This is a genomic window from Variovorax sp. KK3, from assembly GCF_001984055.1.
Taxonomy (GTDB): domain Bacteria; phylum Pseudomonadota; class Gammaproteobacteria; order Burkholderiales; family Burkholderiaceae_C; genus Variovorax.
Map to the genome: position 1 here is coordinate 1 of NZ_LYVO01000055.1, position 15,480 is coordinate 15,480.

13 protein-coding genes are annotated in these 15,480 nt (G+C 66.0%); 3 read left to right on the plus strand and 10 right to left on the minus strand.

Annotation, left to right across the window (positions count from 1 at the left end; all coding sequences use genetic code 11):
• The 10 genes from B0W80_RS22960 to serA form a co-directional block, all read right to left on the minus strand.
• Nucleotides 1-308: FmdB family zinc ribbon protein (locus B0W80_RS22960; RefSeq protein ID WP_077001519.1), on the minus strand; the 308-nt coding region annotated here is incomplete at its 3' end.
• A gap of 76 nt (nt 309-384) precedes the next feature.
• Nucleotides 385-1,833 (minus strand): sodium:solute symporter family protein, encoded by a 1,449-nt coding sequence (locus tag B0W80_RS22965; protein WP_077001482.1) that lies wholly within the window; start codon nt 1,831-1,833, stop codon nt 385-387.
• Nucleotides 1,834-1,852: 19 nt separating this feature from the next.
• Complete coding sequence (gene ubiB / locus B0W80_RS22970; RefSeq protein WP_077001483.1) at nt 1,853-3,418, minus strand: ubiquinone biosynthesis regulatory protein kinase UbiB; 1,566 nt, start codon at nt 3,416-3,418, stop codon at nt 1,853-1,855.
• Entirely contained in the window at nt 3,415-3,969 is a 555-nt protein-coding gene (locus tag B0W80_RS22975) for an SCP2 domain-containing protein (protein WP_077001484.1), read from the minus strand. The genes ubiB and B0W80_RS22975 overlap by 4 nt, the downstream gene beginning before the upstream one ends.
• A gap of 47 nt (nt 3,970-4,016) precedes the next feature.
• The gene (locus B0W80_RS22980; RefSeq protein WP_077001485.1) at nt 4,017-5,066 is read right to left on the minus strand and encodes a Tim44 domain-containing protein; all 1,050 of its coding nucleotides are present in this window, start codon (nt 5,064-5,066) and stop codon (nt 4,017-4,019) included.
• A 38-nt stretch (nt 5,067-5,104) separates the two neighbouring features.
• Nucleotides 5,105-5,836: a bifunctional demethylmenaquinone methyltransferase/2-methoxy-6-polyprenyl-1,4-benzoquinol methylase UbiE gene (gene ubiE, locus B0W80_RS22985; protein ID WP_077001486.1), complete on the minus strand. Its 732-nt coding sequence runs from the start codon at nt 5,834-5,836 to the stop codon at nt 5,105-5,107.
• 102 nt (nt 5,837-5,938) lie between these two features.
• Nucleotides 5,939-6,352 (minus strand): gamma-butyrobetaine hydroxylase-like domain-containing protein, encoded by a 414-nt coding sequence (locus B0W80_RS22990; protein ID WP_077001487.1) that lies wholly within the window; start codon nt 6,350-6,352, stop codon nt 5,939-5,941.
• On the minus strand, nt 6,352-6,804 hold the full coding sequence (locus B0W80_RS22995) for an HIT family protein (RefSeq protein ID WP_077001488.1): 453 nt from the start codon (nt 6,802-6,804) through the stop codon (nt 6,352-6,354). The genes B0W80_RS22990 and B0W80_RS22995 overlap by 1 nt, the downstream gene beginning before the upstream one ends.
• Nucleotides 6,801-10,679 (minus strand): FAD/FMN-binding oxidoreductase, encoded by a 3,879-nt coding sequence (locus B0W80_RS23000; RefSeq protein WP_077001489.1) that lies wholly within the window; start codon nt 10,677-10,679, stop codon nt 6,801-6,803. The genes B0W80_RS22995 and B0W80_RS23000 overlap by 4 nt, the downstream gene beginning before the upstream one ends.
• 86 nt (nt 10,680-10,765) lie before the next feature.
• Entirely contained in the window at nt 10,766-11,995 is a 1,230-nt protein-coding gene (gene serA / locus B0W80_RS23005) for a phosphoglycerate dehydrogenase (RefSeq protein WP_077001490.1), read from the minus strand.
• Between the two features lie 236 nt (nt 11,996-12,231).
• On the opposite strand from serA, the gene ugpB reads away from it, so the two are divergent.
• The 3 genes from ugpB to ugpE all read left to right on the plus strand — a co-directional run bounded on the left by ugpB (nt 12,232) and on the right by ugpE (nt 15,477).
• Nucleotides 12,232-13,542, plus strand: a complete 1,311-nt coding sequence (gene ugpB / locus B0W80_RS23010; RefSeq protein ID WP_077001491.1) for a sn-glycerol-3-phosphate ABC transporter substrate-binding protein UgpB — start codon at nt 12,232-12,234, stop codon at nt 13,540-13,542.
• Nucleotides 13,543-13,701: 159 nt separating this feature from the next.
• Nucleotides 13,702-14,583, plus strand: a complete 882-nt coding sequence (gene ugpA / locus B0W80_RS23015) for a sn-glycerol-3-phosphate ABC transporter permease UgpA (protein WP_077001492.1) — start codon at nt 13,702-13,704, stop codon at nt 14,581-14,583.
• Nucleotides 14,584-14,628: 45 nt separating this feature from the next.
• Nucleotides 14,629-15,477 (plus strand): sn-glycerol-3-phosphate ABC transporter permease UgpE, encoded by an 849-nt coding sequence (ugpE, locus tag B0W80_RS23020; protein WP_077001493.1) that lies wholly within the window; start codon nt 14,629-14,631, stop codon nt 15,475-15,477.
• Nucleotides 15,478-15,480: the final 3 nt, after the last annotated feature.

The following is a 15,480-nucleotide window of genomic DNA, read 5'->3' on the forward strand; positions in this document are numbered from 1 at the left end:
GCCGGCGCTGCGGCGGGGGCCGCTGCCGCCGCCGGTGCCCCGGCGGTGCCGCCCGAGGGGGCAGCAGCCCCTTCGGCCGGCGCACTCGCACCGTTGGCGGCTTTGTCGGCCCCCTTCTTGCCATTGCCGTCGCGGAAATCGGTGACGTACCATCCGGAGCCCTTGAGCTGGAAGCCGGCTGCCGTGACCTGCTTGCTGAATTCGCTTGCGCCGCATTGCGGGCAAACGGTCAGCGGCGCGTCGGACAGTTTCTGCAGCACGTCTTTGGCAAAGCCGCAGGCGCTGCACTTGTAGGCGTAGATAGGCATGAGGAGGGAAGGGAAAAAGCGGCCGGCGGCCGCTCGCAAAGCCCACGATTATAGGGCTGCACCCTCCCCGTGACGGTCAGGCCGGGTCGACCGCCAAAGGCCGGTGCGGGGTGCGCCGGTTGGGCACCCACTGGGGTGCCAGCGAGCCGGCGAACATGCCGAGGAAGGAGGCCAGAACACCGGCGAGCTGCGCCGGAAACTGCTCGCCCCAGGGCATCGCCAGGAAGAGCAGCCAGACGCCGATGCCGAGCGCCACCGACGCCACCGCGCCCTGGGTGGTGGCGCGCTGCCAGTAAAGGCCGCAGACCAGCGGCACGAAGGCGCCCACCAGCGGCACCTGGTAGGCGCCCGAGACCAGCTCGTAGATGGACGTGCCTTGCATGCGGATGGCGTAGGCGAGCACCGCAGCGCTGAACACCAGCACTGTGATGCGCATGGTGCGCAGGTTTTCGCGGTCGGTGCCGGCAGGGCGGAACTGGCGCCAGATGTTTTCGGTGAAGGTCACGCTCGGCGCGAGCAAGGTGGCCGATGCGGTGGATTTGATGGCAGACAGAAGCGCACCGAAGAAGAACACCTGCATGATGAACGGCATCTTCTCGAGCACCAACGTGGGCAGCACCTTCTGAGGGTCGTCCTTGAGCAAGGTTTCGGTCTGCTCCGGCATGATGAGCAGCGCACTCGCCACCAGGAACATGGGCACGAAGGCGAAGAGGATGTAGCAGATGCCGCCGATCACCGGCCCGCGCGTGGAGGCCTTCACGCTGTTGGCCGACATCACGCGCTGGAACACGTCCTGCTGCGGAATCGACCCCAGCATCATGGTGATGGCCGCAGCGAAGAAGAAGACGATGTCCTTCCAGCTCGGCTCGGGCCAGAAGCGGAACAGATCCTTGCTGGCAGCCAGCGCCACGACCTTGTCGGCGCCGCCCGCCATGTTGCCGGCGAACACCGCGATCACGGCCAAGCCGATGACGAGGATGATCATCTGGATGAAGTCGGTCACCGCCACCGACCACATGCCGCCGAACAGCGTGTAGGCCAGGATCGAGACCACACCGATCACCATGCCCGCAGGGATGCTGACCACGCCGCCCGACAGCAGGTTGAACACCAGCCCCAGCGCCGTGACCTGGGCCGACACCCAGCCCAGGTAACTCAGCATGATGATCAGCGAGCACGCCACTTCGATGATGCGGCCATAGCGCTCGCGGTAGTAGTCGCTGATGGTCAGCAGCGTCATGCGGTAGAGCTTGCCGGCGAAGAAGAGCCCTACCAGGATCAGGCACGTGCCGGCGCCGAAGGGGTCTTCGATCACGCCATGCAGTCCGCCTTCGATGAACTTGGCTGGAATGCCCAACACCGTCTCGGAACCGAACCAGGTCGCGAAGGTGGTGGTCACGATCATGAACAGGGGCAGGTGGCGCCCTGCGATCGCGAAGTCGGTGGTGTTCTTGACACGCCGGGCCGCGTAGAGGCCGATGGCGATGGTGATCAGCAAATAGACGATGACCAGGGTCAACAGCACGGCGAAAGCTCCTTCCTCTTCAGAACAGACGCACGCGCATCAGCACCTGCATCACGATCAGTCCCAATACAAATCCCATGCCACCGTAGATGATGGCCTGCAGCAGCTTGTTGGTGCGCTTCTGTGCAGCCAGGAGTTCCAGCAGCTCGCGGCGGTGGTCGGCGGGCCGATTCTCCAGGAAATCGTGCAGCAGCCGAGGCAGCTGCGGCAGCAGCTTGGCATAGCGCGGCGCCTCGGCGCGCAGCTGTTCGAACAGCTTGCGCGGTCCGATCTGGTCGCTCATCCATTTTTCGAGGAAGGGCTTGGCGGTGTGCCACAGGTCGAGTTCGGGGTCGAGCTGGCGGCCCAGGCCTTCGATGTTGAGCAGGGTCTTCTGCAGCAACACGAGTTGCGGCTGGATCTCGACGTGGAATCGCCGCGAGGTCTGGAACAGCCGCATCAGCACCATGCCGAGCGAGATTTCCTTGAGCGGGCGGTCGAAGTAGGGCTCGCAGACGGTGCGGATGGCCGCTTCAAGTTCGTCGACGCGCGTACCGCCGGGCACCCAGCCGCTTTCGAGGTGCAGCTCGGCGACCCGCTTGTAGTCCCGGCGAAAGAAGGCGGCGAAGTTCTGCGCCAGGTATTCCTTGTCGGACTCGGTCAGCGTGCCGATGATGCCGAAGTCGAGCGAGATGTACCGCCCGAAGGTCGCGGGCTCCAGGCTGACCTGGATGTTGCCCGGGTGCATGTCGGCATGAAAGAACCCGTCGCGGAACACCTGGGTGAAGAAGATGGTCACGCCGTCGCGCGCTAGCTTGGGAATGTCCACCCCGGCGGCGCGCAGGCGGTCGAGCTGCGCGATGGGCACGCCCTTCATGCGCTCCATCACGATCACTTCGGGCTGGCACAGGTCCCAGAACATCTCGGGGATCAGCACCAGATCGAGCTGGGCCATGTTGCGCCGCAGCTGGGCGGCGTTGGCAGCCTCGCGCACCAGGTCGAGTTCATCGTGCAGGTACTTGTCGAATTCGGCCACCACCTCGCGCGGCTTGAGGCGCTTGGCGTCGGTCGACAGGTTCTCGACCCAGCGGGCCATCATGGCCATGAGTTCGAGGTCCTTCTCGATGACGCCCTGCATGCCCGGGCGCAGCACCTTGACAGCGACCTCGCGCAGGGCGCCATCGGTGTTGCGGACGGTCGCGAAGTGCACCTGCGCGATCGAGGCGCTGGCCACCGGCGTCTCGTCGAATTCGACGAAGACCTCGCCGACCGGGCGCCGGAAGGCCCGCTCGATGGTCGCGATCGCCACCCTGGAATCGAAGGGCGGCACGCGGTCCTGCAGCCAGGCCAGTTCGTCGGCGATGTCGGCGGGCAACAGGTCGCGCCGGGTCGACAGCACCTGGCCGAACTTGACGAAGATCGGCCCCAGGCGCTCCAAGGCTTCGCGCAGCCGCTGACCGCGGGGCGCATCGAGCTTGCGGCCGACCGAGACGATGCGGGCCACCACCCGCAGCCAGGGCTTCTGGAAGCTCGTGAGCACGAGCTCGTCCAGCCCGTAGCGCAGCGCGATCAGGACGATGAAGATGCCGCGGTAGAAGCGCCTCATTCGGCGCCTGCGGAGCCGGCTGGCTTGCCGCCGCGCTCGCCGACGAACTGGCGCAGGCCTTCCACCACGCGGCGCGCGCCGTTGGCGATGGCATGGGCCGGCACATCGCCGATCACGCGCGCCAGATCGTCCTCCAGGTCCCAGCGCACATGGTCGACCAGCCAGTTGACTTCGGCCGCCAGTTGCACGTCACCCTCGATGCGCACCGCCGGCTTGTCGCCACGGAAGGCCGACTTGGCGAGACCGAAGGGCGAGCTTTCGGTGACTGCGAGCAAAAGCTCGGGGACCGCGCCCTCGGGCGCCAGGTCGAGCAGGCCTGCCGGGGTGGCGATGACCTTCATCGTCACGAAGCGCCATTCGAACTGCACCACCCTGCCCTGCTGGCGTATCAGGCGCTGTTGCGCCTCGGGCTCCTGCTGCAGCACATGATTGAGGAAGAGCACGGCGCGGTGCTGGACCTCGTGGATCACCCAGTCGGGCGGCTGCAGGCGAGCACCGACGCGGTTGACGAAATCGTCGAGAAAAGAAAAAGGGGACGATGGTGTGACCATGTCCCCATTATCCCGGTCATCGCGACCGGATCGAAGCATTGCGCGACTTACTGCAAGGCTTGCACGCCTGCCACCAGCCAGCCGCTGCCGCCGGTCACCGGGCGGGTCATGTTCCAGACTTCGCGGAACGGGCTCGGGCCCGAAGACAGGTCTTCGCGGATCATGCCGGAGAACTCCACGCTGGCCATGTAGGCATCAGGCATCTCCTCGATGCCCAACAGCTTGGCGTCGAGCATCACGACCTCGGTCTTGTTGGGCTGGCCGCCGGTGTGGCCTTCGCGCTCGGCGAGCTGCTGCTGGATCTCGCCGACCATGCCGTCGGTCATCATCGAACGCAGGGTGCCGATGTCGGCGCGGTCCCAGGCGTCTTGCAGGGTGATGAAGTTGCGCTTGGCAGCGGCGAGGAAACCGTCGGTGTCGAAGCCCGAGGGAATGCCCCAGGACTGCGAGCCGACCAAGGCCGAACCGATCATGCTGCCGCCGCCGGCATTGGCCATGGCCGAACCGCCGGTGGTCGCGTGCTCGACCGGCTGTTGAGCCGGAGTGGCGTCGAACGCGGCCGTGTTGCGCTCCCAGGGGCGCGCCGAGGCATCGTTGCCGACGTTGTTCGGGCTGTATTGCGCCGGCGAAGCGGCCTGGGTCGGGCTGCTGCCCGCGCCCTGGAACGCGAGCCCGCCGTTGCGCTGCGCCATGCCGTTGTTGCCGCGCGAACGGGCGGCGAAGATGCGCCACACCACCACGGCCGCCATCACCAGCAGCAGGATCAACAGGATATTGCCGAACGCGGCACCCAGGCCGAGGGAGTTGGCCAGCCACGCGAGGCCGAGGCCCGCGGCCAGGCCGCCGAGCATGGCGCCCCAGGGACGCTTCGGCGCCGCTTGCGCTGCCGCCGGCGTGGCGGGCTTGGCGGCGGCGTTGTTCACGTTGCTCTGCGCCGGGGCACCAGGCGTTGCCGGCGGGGTGGGCGCGGCTTCACGCTGGGTGACGTTGCCGGACTGCTTGCCGACCGACTTGCCACCGCCCATGCGGCGCGCATCGGCGTCCACGCTCGCGACGGCCAGGGCGCACACCAGCATCACGGATAACAAACTCTTCATGACGTCTCCTCTGCGGCAAAAAAATCTTGTGGTCATCGTCAGCACTTGATTCCAACATGCAGGGCGACGACACCCCCGGTCATGTTGTGATAGTCCACGTGGCCGAAACCGCCCTCTTTCATCAGGGTCTTGAGCTCCTCTTGCGAGGGATGCATGCGGATCGACTCGGCCAGGTAGCGGTAGCTCGCGTCGTCGCCGGCCACGGCCTTGCCCAGGCGAGGCAGCACGCTGAAGGAATACCAGTCGTAGACCTTGGACAGCGGCTTCGCGACCTTCGAGAACTCGAGCACGAGGAGCTTTCCGCGCGGCTTGAGCACACGGTTCATTTCCTTGAGCGCCAGGTCCTTGTGCGTCATGTTGCGCAGGCCGAAGGCGACGCTCACGAGGTCGAAATGGTTGTCGGGAAAAGGCAGCTGCTCGGCATCGCAGACCAGCGTGGGCAGGGCCACGCCCGCATCGAGCAGTCGGTCACGGCCGGTGCGCAGCATGGCCTCGTTGATGTCGGTGTGGACCACCTCGCCGGTCTCGCCGACCTTCTTCGCGAAGGCCAGGGCCAGGTCGCCCGTGCCGCCGGCGATGTCGAGCACCTTGGCGCCTTCGCTCAGGTTGGCGACCATGACGGTGTAGGCCTTCCAAGCGCGGTGCAGGCCACCCGACATCAGGTCGTTCATCAGGTCGTAGCGACTGGCGACCGAATCGAACACGCCGCGTACGCGCCGTGCCTTGTCGCCTTCCTCGACCGTCTCGAAGCCAAAATGGGTGCTGCTCATGCAGCCGATGTTAGGCCGGAAGGCTTCGCATCAAGCCGACGACCCCGCAATCACGGCGGGCATTCACGGCGGGCATTCGCCGCCAAAGGGTCGCGGCGGCCGTCAGTGGCTGCCGCAGGCATGGCCGCCCTGCTGCGGCATCGGTGCATCGCGGTCGACTCCGGCCGCGGCGAGGCGCTGCTCGTAGTCGGCCCACAGCGCCTGCTGCTTCGCGCCCAGCTCGTACAGCAGGTCCCACGAATAGATGCCGCTGTCGTGGCCGTCGGAGAAGCTGGGCTGCACGGCGTAATTGCCGACCGGCTGCAGTTCGACCAGGTCCACGTGGCGCTTGCCGGTCTGCAGCACCTCCTGGCCCGGTCCGTGGCCCTGTACCTCGGCCGAGGGCGAATAGATGCGCATCAGCTCGAAGGGGATGCGAAAGCTCGCGCCGTCGGAGAAGCTCACCTCCAGCACGCGCGACTGGCCATGCACGGTGATCGACTGGGGCGTGGGCGAGCCCGCCTGCAAACCTGCCATCAGGAACTCCTTGTTGCCGCCAGGCGGCGGACCATGTCTTGCTCTGCCGCCGGCAATTGCTGCTCGACCGCGGCTTCGCGCGCCGGATCGCGCTCGCGCTGCACCTCGGCCCAGACGGGCCCGGGAAAACGCGCATCCCAGTCGAAGCGCGCGATCACGTGCCAATGCAGATGGGGAACCATGTTGCCAAGTGTGGCGATGTTCATCTTGGTCGGCGCGAGTGCCTCGCGCAGGCCGCGCTCCACGGCGACCACCGCCTCCATGCACAGCGCCCGATCCTCGGCCTCCAGGTCGGACCACTCGGCGACGTGGTCCTTCCAGACCACGCGGTAGAAGGCCGGGAAGCCCGGCTCGGTGGCATGGATGACGCGGTACTTCGAGGCCTCGGACACGAGGCGGCCTCCGGCCTGCTCGCACAGCGGGCAACCGGCCACACGCGCTGGCGCCGTCATACCAGCACCCGCTCGATGCCGCCGTGGTTGGCGGCCGCCACGTAGTCGGGCATCCAGTCTTCGCCGAGGATCTTGCGGGCCATTTCGACCACGATGTAGTCGGCCTCCAGCAGGCCGTTGCTCAAGTCGCCGCCGTAGCGGCTCAGCCCCTGCAGGCAGCTCGGGCAGCTGGTGAGGATCTTGACGTTGGCCTTCGCGGCCACGGCGCCGCTGGCTCGCAGCGCGGCTTCGCCCTTGCGCAACTCTTCTTCCTTGCGGAAGCGGATCTGGGTCGAAATGTCGGGCCGCGTCACGCCCAGGGTGCCGGACTCGCCGCAGCAGCGGTCGTTCTTGCGCACGCCCTCGCCGACCAGCGCCTTGACCGTCTTCATCGGCTCCTGCTGCTTCATCGGGCTGTGGCAGGGGTCGTGGTAAAGATAGCCTCCGCCGCCCGCGTCACCCAGGGTGATGCCCTTTTCGAGCAGGTATTCGTGGATGTCGATGATCCGGCAGCCCGGGAAGATCTTCTCGAACTGGTAGCCCTGCAACTGGTCGTAGCAGGTGCCGCAGCTCACCACCACCGTGCGGATGTCCAGGTAGTTCAGGGTGTTGGCCACGCGGTGGAAGAGCACGCGGTTGTCGGTGATCATCTTCTCGGCACGGTCGAACTGCCCGCTGCCGCGCTGCGGGTAGCCGCAGCACAGGTAGCCGGGCGGCAACACGGTCTGGACGCCCGCGTGCCACAGCATGGCCTGCGTGGCCAGACCGACCTGCGAGAACAGCCGCTCCGAACCGCAGCCCGGGAAATAGAACACGGCCTCGGTCTCGGGCGTGGTGGCTTTCGGGTCGCGAATGATCGGCACGTAGTCCGCATCCTCGATGTCCAACAGGGCACGCGCGGTCTTGTTGGGCAATCCACCGGGCATCTTCTTGTTGATGAAGTGGATCACCTGCTCCTTGATCGGCGCAGGCCCCAGGGTCGCGGGCGGCGCCGCGGTCTGCTTCTTCGCCAGGCCGCGCAGCAGGTCGTTGGCCAGGCGCTGCGCCTTGAAGCCGATGCCCACCATGCCGGTGCGCATGGCCTTGATGGTCTGCGGATTGGTGGCGTTCAAGAAGAGCATCGCTGCCGCGTTGCCAGGGCGGAAAGACTTCTGGCCCATCTTGCGCAGCAGGTTGCGCATGTTCATCGACACGTCGCCGAAGTCGATATTCACCGGGCAGGGCGTCACGCACTTGTGGCAGACCGTGCAGTGGTCAGCCACGTCCTCGAACTCCTCCCAGTGCTTGATGCTGACGCCGCGCCGGGTCTGCTCCTCGTACAGGAAGGCTTCCACGAGCAGGGACGTGGCGAGGATCTTGTTGCGCGGCGAATAAAGCAGGTTGGCACGCGGCACGTGCGTGGCGCACACGGGCTTGCACTTGCCGCAACGCAGGCAGTCCTTGACGCTGTCGGCGATGGCGCCGATGTCGCTCTGCTGCATGATCAGCGACTCGTGGCCCATCAAGCCAAAGCTGGGCGTGTAGGCATTGGTCAGGTCGGCATAGAGGCCCGGGCCGGCATGCATCGAGGGCCGCAACAGCTTGCCCTTGTTGAAGCGGCCTTCGGGGTCGACGCGCTGCTTATAGTCGGCGAAGGGTTGCAACTCGTCGTCGGACAGAAACTCGAGCTTGGTGATGCCGATGCCGTGCTCACCAGAGATAACGCCGTTCAGGCCGCGCGCCAGCACCATGATGCGGGCTACCGCCGCGTGGGCGGTCTGCAGCATCTCGTAGTTGTCGCTGTTGACCGGGATGTTGGTGTGCACGTTGCCGTCGCCGGCATGCATGTGCAGCGCCACCCACACGCGCCCCTTCAGCACCTGCTTGTGGATCGCGTTGCACGCCTCCAGGATCGGCGCGAACTCTGCGCCCGTGAAGATGGCGGCCAGCGGCGTACGAATCTGCGCCTTCCAGCTCGCGCGCAACGAGTGATCCTGAAGCTGCGGGAACAGGGTGTCGATGCGGTCCAGCCATCCATGCCACAGCGCGCGCACCTCGCGAATCAGGGCCAAGGCCTGTGCGACGCGGTCTTCCAGCAGCTCGGCCGACGAGATCTCGTTGGCATCGTCGCTCTTGCCCAACGGCAGGTTGCCGCGCAGGAAGAAGGCCTCGAGTTCGTCGGCCAGCTGCAGCTTGTTCTGCAGCGACAACTCGATGTTGATGCGCTCGATGCCGTCGGTGTACTCGGCCATCCGCGGCAGCGGAATCACCACGTCTTCGTTGATCTTGAAGGCGTTGGTGTGGCGGCTGATGGCGGCCGTGCGCTTGCGGTCGAGCCAGAACTTCTTGCGCGCCTCCGGGCTGATGGCGATGAAGCCTTCGCCGCTGCGCGAGTTGGCGATTCGCACCACTTCCGACGTGACGCGCGCGACCGCATCGGCGTCGTCGCCGGCGATGTCGCCGAACAGCACCATCTTCGGCAGGCCGCCGTGCTTCTTGGACTTGGTCGCGTAGCCCACTGCCTTGAGGTAGCGGTCGTCCAGGTGCTCGAGGCCGGCCAGCAGCACGCCCGAGCGCTTCTGCTCGGCGAACATGAAGTCCTTGATCTCGACGATGCTCGGCACCGCGTCTTTCGCGTTACCGAAGAACTCCAGGCACACGGTGCGCGTATGGGCCGGCATGCGGTGCACCACCCAGCGGCAGCTGGTGATCAGGCCGTCGCAACCTTCTTTCTGAATGCCGGGCAGGCCGGACAGGAACTTGTCGGTGACGTCCTTGCCGAGACCCTCCTTGCGAAAGGTCTTGCCCGGGATCTCGAGCCGCTCGCTGCGCAGCTTGGTGCGGCCGTCGGCCGCGAAGTACTGCAGGTCGAAGACCGCGCTCTCGGCGTCGTGGATCTTGCCCAGGTTGTGGCCGATGCGGGTGACTTCCAGCCACTCAGCAGCGGGCGTCACCATGCGCCACGACGCCAGGTTGTCGAGCGCCGTGCCCCACAGCACCGCCTTCTTGCCGCCCGCGTTCATCGCGACGTTGCCGCCCACGCAGGAGGCCTCGGCCGAGGTAGGGTCGACCGCGAACACGAAGCCCGCGCGCTCGGCCGCGTCGGCCACGCGCTGGGTCACCACGCCGGCCTCGGTCCACACCGTGGGCACGGGGTGGTCGATGCCGGGCAGCGCGACCAGCTCGACCTCGGTCATCGCCTCGAGCTTCTCGGTGTTGATGACAGCGCTGTTCCAGGTCAGCGGAATGGCACCGCCGGTGTAGCCCGTGCCGCCGCCGCGGGGAATGATGGTGAGCCCGAGCTCGATGCAGCCCTTGACCAGCGCGGCCATCTCGGCCTCGGTGTCGGGTGTCAGCACGACGAAGGGATACTCGACCCGCCAGTCGGTGGCGTCGGTGACGTGCGACACGCGTGAGAGCCCGTCGAACTTGATGTTGTCGCGTGCGGTGAGCCGGCCCAGCGTGCGATTGGACTTGCGGCGCAGCGCGGCGATGTCGCGGAACATCGTGTCGAAGGCAAGCACCGCCTGAGCCACGAGGCCGGTGAGTTCGCCCACCAGCGAGTCGCGCTGTGCAGCGGCGTCGGGCGTGCGGCGCTTCTGCACTTCGCTCAGCCGATGGTTGAGCGCGTCGACCAATTGGCCGCGCCGGCGCGGGTTGTCGAGCAGGTCGTCGACCAGGTAGGGATTGCGCTGAACCACCCAGATGTCGCCGAGCACCTCGTAGAGCATGCGGGCGGAGCGGCCGGTGCGGCGTTCGGCGCGCAGGGTCTGCAGCAGTTCCCAGCCCCGTTCGCCTAGCAGGCGGATGACGATCTCGCGGTCGGAAAAGCTGGTGTAGTTGTACGGGATCTCACGCAATCGCGCGGGCTCTGCGGCCTGCGACAACAACGCCGTCAACGCGGTCGGTGCATTCATCGGGGGGTGGGCCTCGGTCGGGCGCTGCGCGCCTCTGAACCAGGGCCCTGAATTTTAAGTCAGCCCGCCTGGGGGCGCCCGGCGACCTAGAAGAGCACCCGGCTGCGGATCGTGCCCGGCACCTGCGCCAGCTTTTCGAGGGCGAGGTCGGAGTAGGCTGCGTCGATGTCCGTCACCACGTAGCCGACCTTCTCGTTCGTCTGCAGGTACTGCGAGGCGATGTTGATGCCGTTGTCGGCGAACACGCGGTTGATCTCCGACAGCACCCCCGGCACGTTGCGGTGGATGTGCAGCAGCCGGTGCTTGCCCGGGTGCGCAGGCAGCGCCACTTCGGGGAAGTTGACTGAAGACGTCGACGTGCCGTTGTCGCTGTACTTGACGAGCTTCTCCGCCACCTCCAGGCCGATGTTGGCCTGCGCTTCCATGGTGGAGCCGCCGATGTGCGGCGTGAGGATGACGTTGTCGAGCCCACGCAGCGGCGACTGGAACTCGTCCTTGTTGCTGCGCGGCTCGACCGGAAACACGTCGATCGCGGCGCCCAGCAACTTCTTCTGCTTGAGCGCCTGCGCCAGCGCCTCGATCTCGACCACCGTGCCGCGCGAGGCATTGATGAGGATCGAGCCCGGCCGCATGGCCGCGATTTCCTTGGCGCCGATCATCCACTGCGTGGCCGCGGTCTCCGGCACGTGCAAGCTGACGATGTCGCTCTGCAGCAGCAGTTCGTTGAGCGTGCGCACCTGGCGGGCGTTGCCCAGCGGCAGCTTGGTGACCACGTCGAAGAAGGCCACCTGCATGCCCAGCGCCTCCGCCAGCACCGACAGCTGCGCGCCGATGGAGCCGTAGCCCACGATGCCCAGCGTCTTGCCGCGGATCTCGAAGGCGTTGTCGGCCGACTTGAGCCAGCCGCCGCGGTGCGCCACCGCGCTCTTCTCGGGCACGCCGCGCAGCAGCAGGATCGCCTCTGCCAGCACCAGTTCGGCCACCGAGCGCGTGTTGGAGAAGGGCGCATTGAAGACCGCCACGCCGTGCTCGCGTGCGGCGTCGAGGTCGATCTGGTTGGTGCCGATGCAGAAGGCGCCGACCGCGACCAGCTTCTGCGCCGCGGCGAACACCTCGGCGGTGAGCTGGGTGCGCGACCGGATGCCGAGGAAGTGCACGTCGGCGATGCGCTTCTTCAGCTCTTCCTCGGGCAAGGCGCCGGCCAGCGTCTCGACGTTGGCATAGCCGGCGGTGTGCAGCACCTCGACGGCCGAAGGATGAATGCCTTCGAGCAGGAGGAACTTGATCTTGCTTTTGTCGAGGGATGTCTTGCTCATACGCGCTGAAGATTGCGACGATCGCGACAGTTGCGACGGCTGCCCCGAGGCCTGGAAAGGGGGAGGCGATCCTAGCATGGTGCAGTGCAACACACGGCCCGCGCCAGGCGTGCGGCCCGGGCATGAAAAGGGTTTCCCCGGCTGGAGGGTTGCCCTTCGCGTGCGACAGAATGTGACGCGGTCGTGTCATACGCACGACCTAGCATTCGCGCTTTTGTTTCTCCATAGGAGTTTTCATGCAATTCAAGACGTTCGCCGTGGCATCGGCGCTGGCGGCGACGCTCTCGGCACCTGCGATGGCGCAGACCGAGATCCAGTGGTGGCATTCGATGAGCGGCCCGCTCGGCGAGTGGGTCAACGACCTCGCCAAGCAATACAACGCGAGCCAGAAGGATTACAAGATCGTCGCGACCTACAAGGGCCAGTACGACGAGTCGATGACGGCGGCCATCGCCGCGTTCCGTGCCGGTAATGCGCCGGACATCCTGCAAGTGTTCGAGGTGGGCACCGCGACGATGATGGCGTCGAAGACCGCCATCAAGCCGGTGGGCGAAGTCATGAGCTCGGGCGGCGCCAAGTTCGACCCCAGCGTGTACGTGCCCGCCGTGGCCGGCTACTACACCGCGCCCAACGGGCAGATGCTGAGCTTCCCCTTCAACAGCTCGACAACGATCTTCTATTACAACAAGGACGCCTTCAAGGCCGCCGGCCTCGACCCCGAAAAGGCGCCCACCACCTGGCCCGAGGTGATCGCCGCCGCCGACAAGCTCAAGGCCAGCGGCCACAAGTGCCCCTTCACCACGAGCTGGATGAGCTGGACCCAGCTCGAGAGCTTCTCGGCCTGGCACAACACGCTGTACGCGACGCAGAACAACGGCTTCGGCGGCACCGCGGCGCGCTTGGCCTTCAACTCGCCGCTGCACGTCAAGCACTTCGAGAACCTGGCCAAGATGGCCAAGGACGGCACCTTTGTCTACAAGGGCCGCAACAACACGCCCGACGCCGCCTTCCCTTCGGGCGAATGCGCGATGATGACCGGCTCCTCGGGCCTCTACGCACGCGTGGCCAAGGATGCCAAGTTCAAGTACGGCATCTCCACCCTGCCCGTCTATTCCGACGTGAAGGGCGCGCCGCAGAACACCGTCATCGGCGGTGCCAGCCTCTGGGTGATGTCGGGCAAGCCGGCCGACCACTACAAGGGCGTGGCCAACTTCTTCACCTTCCTGTCCGACACCAAGGTGCAATCCGACAGCCACAAGCGCACCGGCTACCTGCCGATCACCACCGCGGCCTTCAAGCTGACCGATGCGTCGGGCTTCTACAAGGAAAATCCGGGCACCGACGTGGCCGTGACGCAGATGATCCGCAAGACCACCGACAAGTCGCGCGGCATCCGCCTGGGCAACTTCGTCCAGATCCGCACCATCATCGACGAGGAAACCGAGCAGATCTGGAACGGCAAGAAGACGCCGAAGGAAGCGCTGGACGCCGCGGTGAAGCGTGGTGACGAACAGTTGGAGCGCTTCCAGAAGGCGAACAAGAGCTGAGGCTTTTGCTCGCTACGCGGCTACGTGTCACCCACCCTGCGCTCTCCGCCGCCCAGCGGAGAGAGCGCCTGCCGGTGAGGTGACGGCCGCAGTAGACTCGCACGCCCGCCACAATTCGATGAATTTGGCGGGCGTGTTGCATTGAGGCGTTGGAGGGATATGGAGAAACGCGTTCTTTTCCGGTCGGGCTGGTTGCCCTGGCTGCTGATCGCACCGCAGATGGCGGTGATCCTGGTGTTCTTCTTCTGGCCGGCCAGCCAGGCCATCTGGCAATCGATGCAGCAGGAGGATGCCTTCGGCACCTCCACCGCCTTCGTCGGGCTCGAAAACTTCCAGACGCTCTTCGACGACCCCGCGTACATCGAGTCGTTCAAGGTCACGGCGCTCTTCTCGGTGCTGGTGGCCGGCAGCGGCATCGCGCTGTCGCTGGTGCTGGCCATCTTCGCCGACCGTATCCTGCGGGGCGGGCTGGTCTACAAGACCTTCCTGATCATTCCCTACGCCGTGGCGCCGGCCATCGCGGGCGTGCTGTGGGTGTTCATGTTCTCGCCCAGCATCGGCGTGGTGTCGTACTTCCTGCGCTACATCGGCATCGACTGGAACCACCTGCTCAATTCCAACCAGGCGCTCACGCTGATCGTGGTGGCGGCCGTTTGGAAGCAGATCTCGTACAACTTCCTCTTCTTCCTGGCCGGCCTGCAGTCCATTCCCAAGGCGCTGATCGAGGCCGCGGCCATCGACGGCGCGGGGCCGCTGCGGCGCTTCTTCACGATCCAGTTTCCGCTGCTGTCGCCCACCACCTTCTTCCTGCTGGTGATCAACATCGTCTACGCCTTCTTCGACACCTTCGCGATCGTGCATGCGACCACCGAAGGCGGCCCGGGCCGCGACACCGCGATCCTGGTCTACAAGGTGTGGCACGACGGCTTCAAGGCGCTCGACCTCGGCGGCTCGGCCGCGCAGTCGGTGGTGCTGATGGTGATCGTGGTCGCGCTGACGGTGATCCAGTTTCGCTACGTCGAGAAAAAGGTGCAGTACTGATGGCCTCCCATTCCCTCGCTTGCGCCGCCTTCCGGAGCCGCCGCCATGGTTGAACGCAGGCCCGGCCTCACCCTCCTGTCGCACGTGGTGCTGATCCTGGGCATCGCCATCGTGGCCTTCCCGATCTACCTCGCCTTCGTGGCGTCCACCCATACCCGCGACGCCATCCTCCAGGTGCCGATGCCGCTCACGCCGGGCGGTCACATGGTCGAGAACTACACCTCTGCGCTGGTGGGCGCCGACACCCAGGGCGCGCGCGTGGTGGTGGGCCGCATGATGTGGATCAGCCTGGTGACGGCGCTCGTCATCAGCATCGGCAAGATCGCGATCTCGCTGTTGTCGGCCTTCGCCATCGTGTATTTCCGGTTCCCGTTCAAGAAGCTGGTCTTCTGGATGATCTTCGTCACGCTGATGCTGCCCGTGGAGGTGCGCATCCTGCCGACCTACAAGGTGCTGGCGGACCTGAACATGCTCAACACCTACGCGGGGCTGACGGTGCCGTTGATCGCGTCGGCCACCGCCACCTTCTTGTTCCGGCAGTTCTTCATGAGCGTGCCCGACGAGCTGGTCGAGGCCGCGCGCATCGACGGCGCGGGGCCGATGCGCTTCTTCAAGGACATCCTGGTGCCGCTGTCGCAGACCTCGATCGCGGCGCTGTTCGTCATCCAGTTCATCTACGGCTGGAACCAATATCTGTGGCCGCTGCTGGCCACCACCAGCGAGGACATGTACCCGGTGGTGATCGGCATCAAGCGAATGATCGCCTCCGGCGACGCCGCGGTCGACTGGAACCTCGTCATGGCCACGGCCATCCTGGCGCTGGTGCCGCCGGCCATCGTGGTGGTGCTGATGCAGCGCTGGTTCGTCAAGGGCCTGGTCGATACCGAGAAGTAACGC

Excerpts from the sequence above, each read along its gene's own strand:
- ubiB (WP_077001483.1), bottom strand. The coding sequence starts at position 3,418 with ATGAGGCGCTTCTACCGCGGCATCTTCATCGTCCTGATCGCGCTGCGC.
- B0W80_RS22975 (WP_077001484.1), bottom strand. The coding sequence starts at position 3,969 with ATGGTCACACCATCGTCCCCTTTTTCTTTTCTCGACGATTTCGTCAAC.
- B0W80_RS22980 (WP_077001485.1), bottom strand. The coding sequence starts at position 5,066 with ATGAAGAGTTTGTTATCCGTGATGCTGGTGTGCGCCCTGGCCGTCGCG.
- ubiE (WP_077001486.1), bottom strand. The coding sequence starts at position 5,836 with ATGAGCAGCACCCATTTTGGCTTCGAGACGGTCGAGGAAGGCGACAAG.
- B0W80_RS22990 (WP_077001487.1), bottom strand. The coding sequence starts at position 6,352 with ATGGCAGGTTTGCAGGCGGGCTCGCCCACGCCCCAGTCGATCACCGTG.
- B0W80_RS22995 (WP_077001488.1), bottom strand. The coding sequence starts at position 6,804 with ATGACGGCGCCAGCGCGTGTGGCCGGTTGCCCGCTGTGCGAGCAGGCC.
- B0W80_RS23000 (WP_077001489.1), bottom strand. The coding sequence starts at position 10,679 with ATGAATGCACCGACCGCGTTGACGGCGTTGTTGTCGCAGGCCGCAGAG.
- serA (WP_077001490.1), bottom strand. The coding sequence starts at position 11,995 with ATGAGCAAGACATCCCTCGACAAAAGCAAGATCAAGTTCCTCCTGCTC.
- ugpB (WP_077001491.1), top strand. The coding sequence starts at position 12,232 with ATGCAATTCAAGACGTTCGCCGTGGCATCGGCGCTGGCGGCGACGCTC.
- ugpA (WP_077001492.1), top strand. The coding sequence starts at position 13,702 with ATGGAGAAACGCGTTCTTTTCCGGTCGGGCTGGTTGCCCTGGCTGCTG.
- ugpE (WP_077001493.1), top strand. The coding sequence starts at position 14,629 with ATGGTTGAACGCAGGCCCGGCCTCACCCTCCTGTCGCACGTGGTGCTG.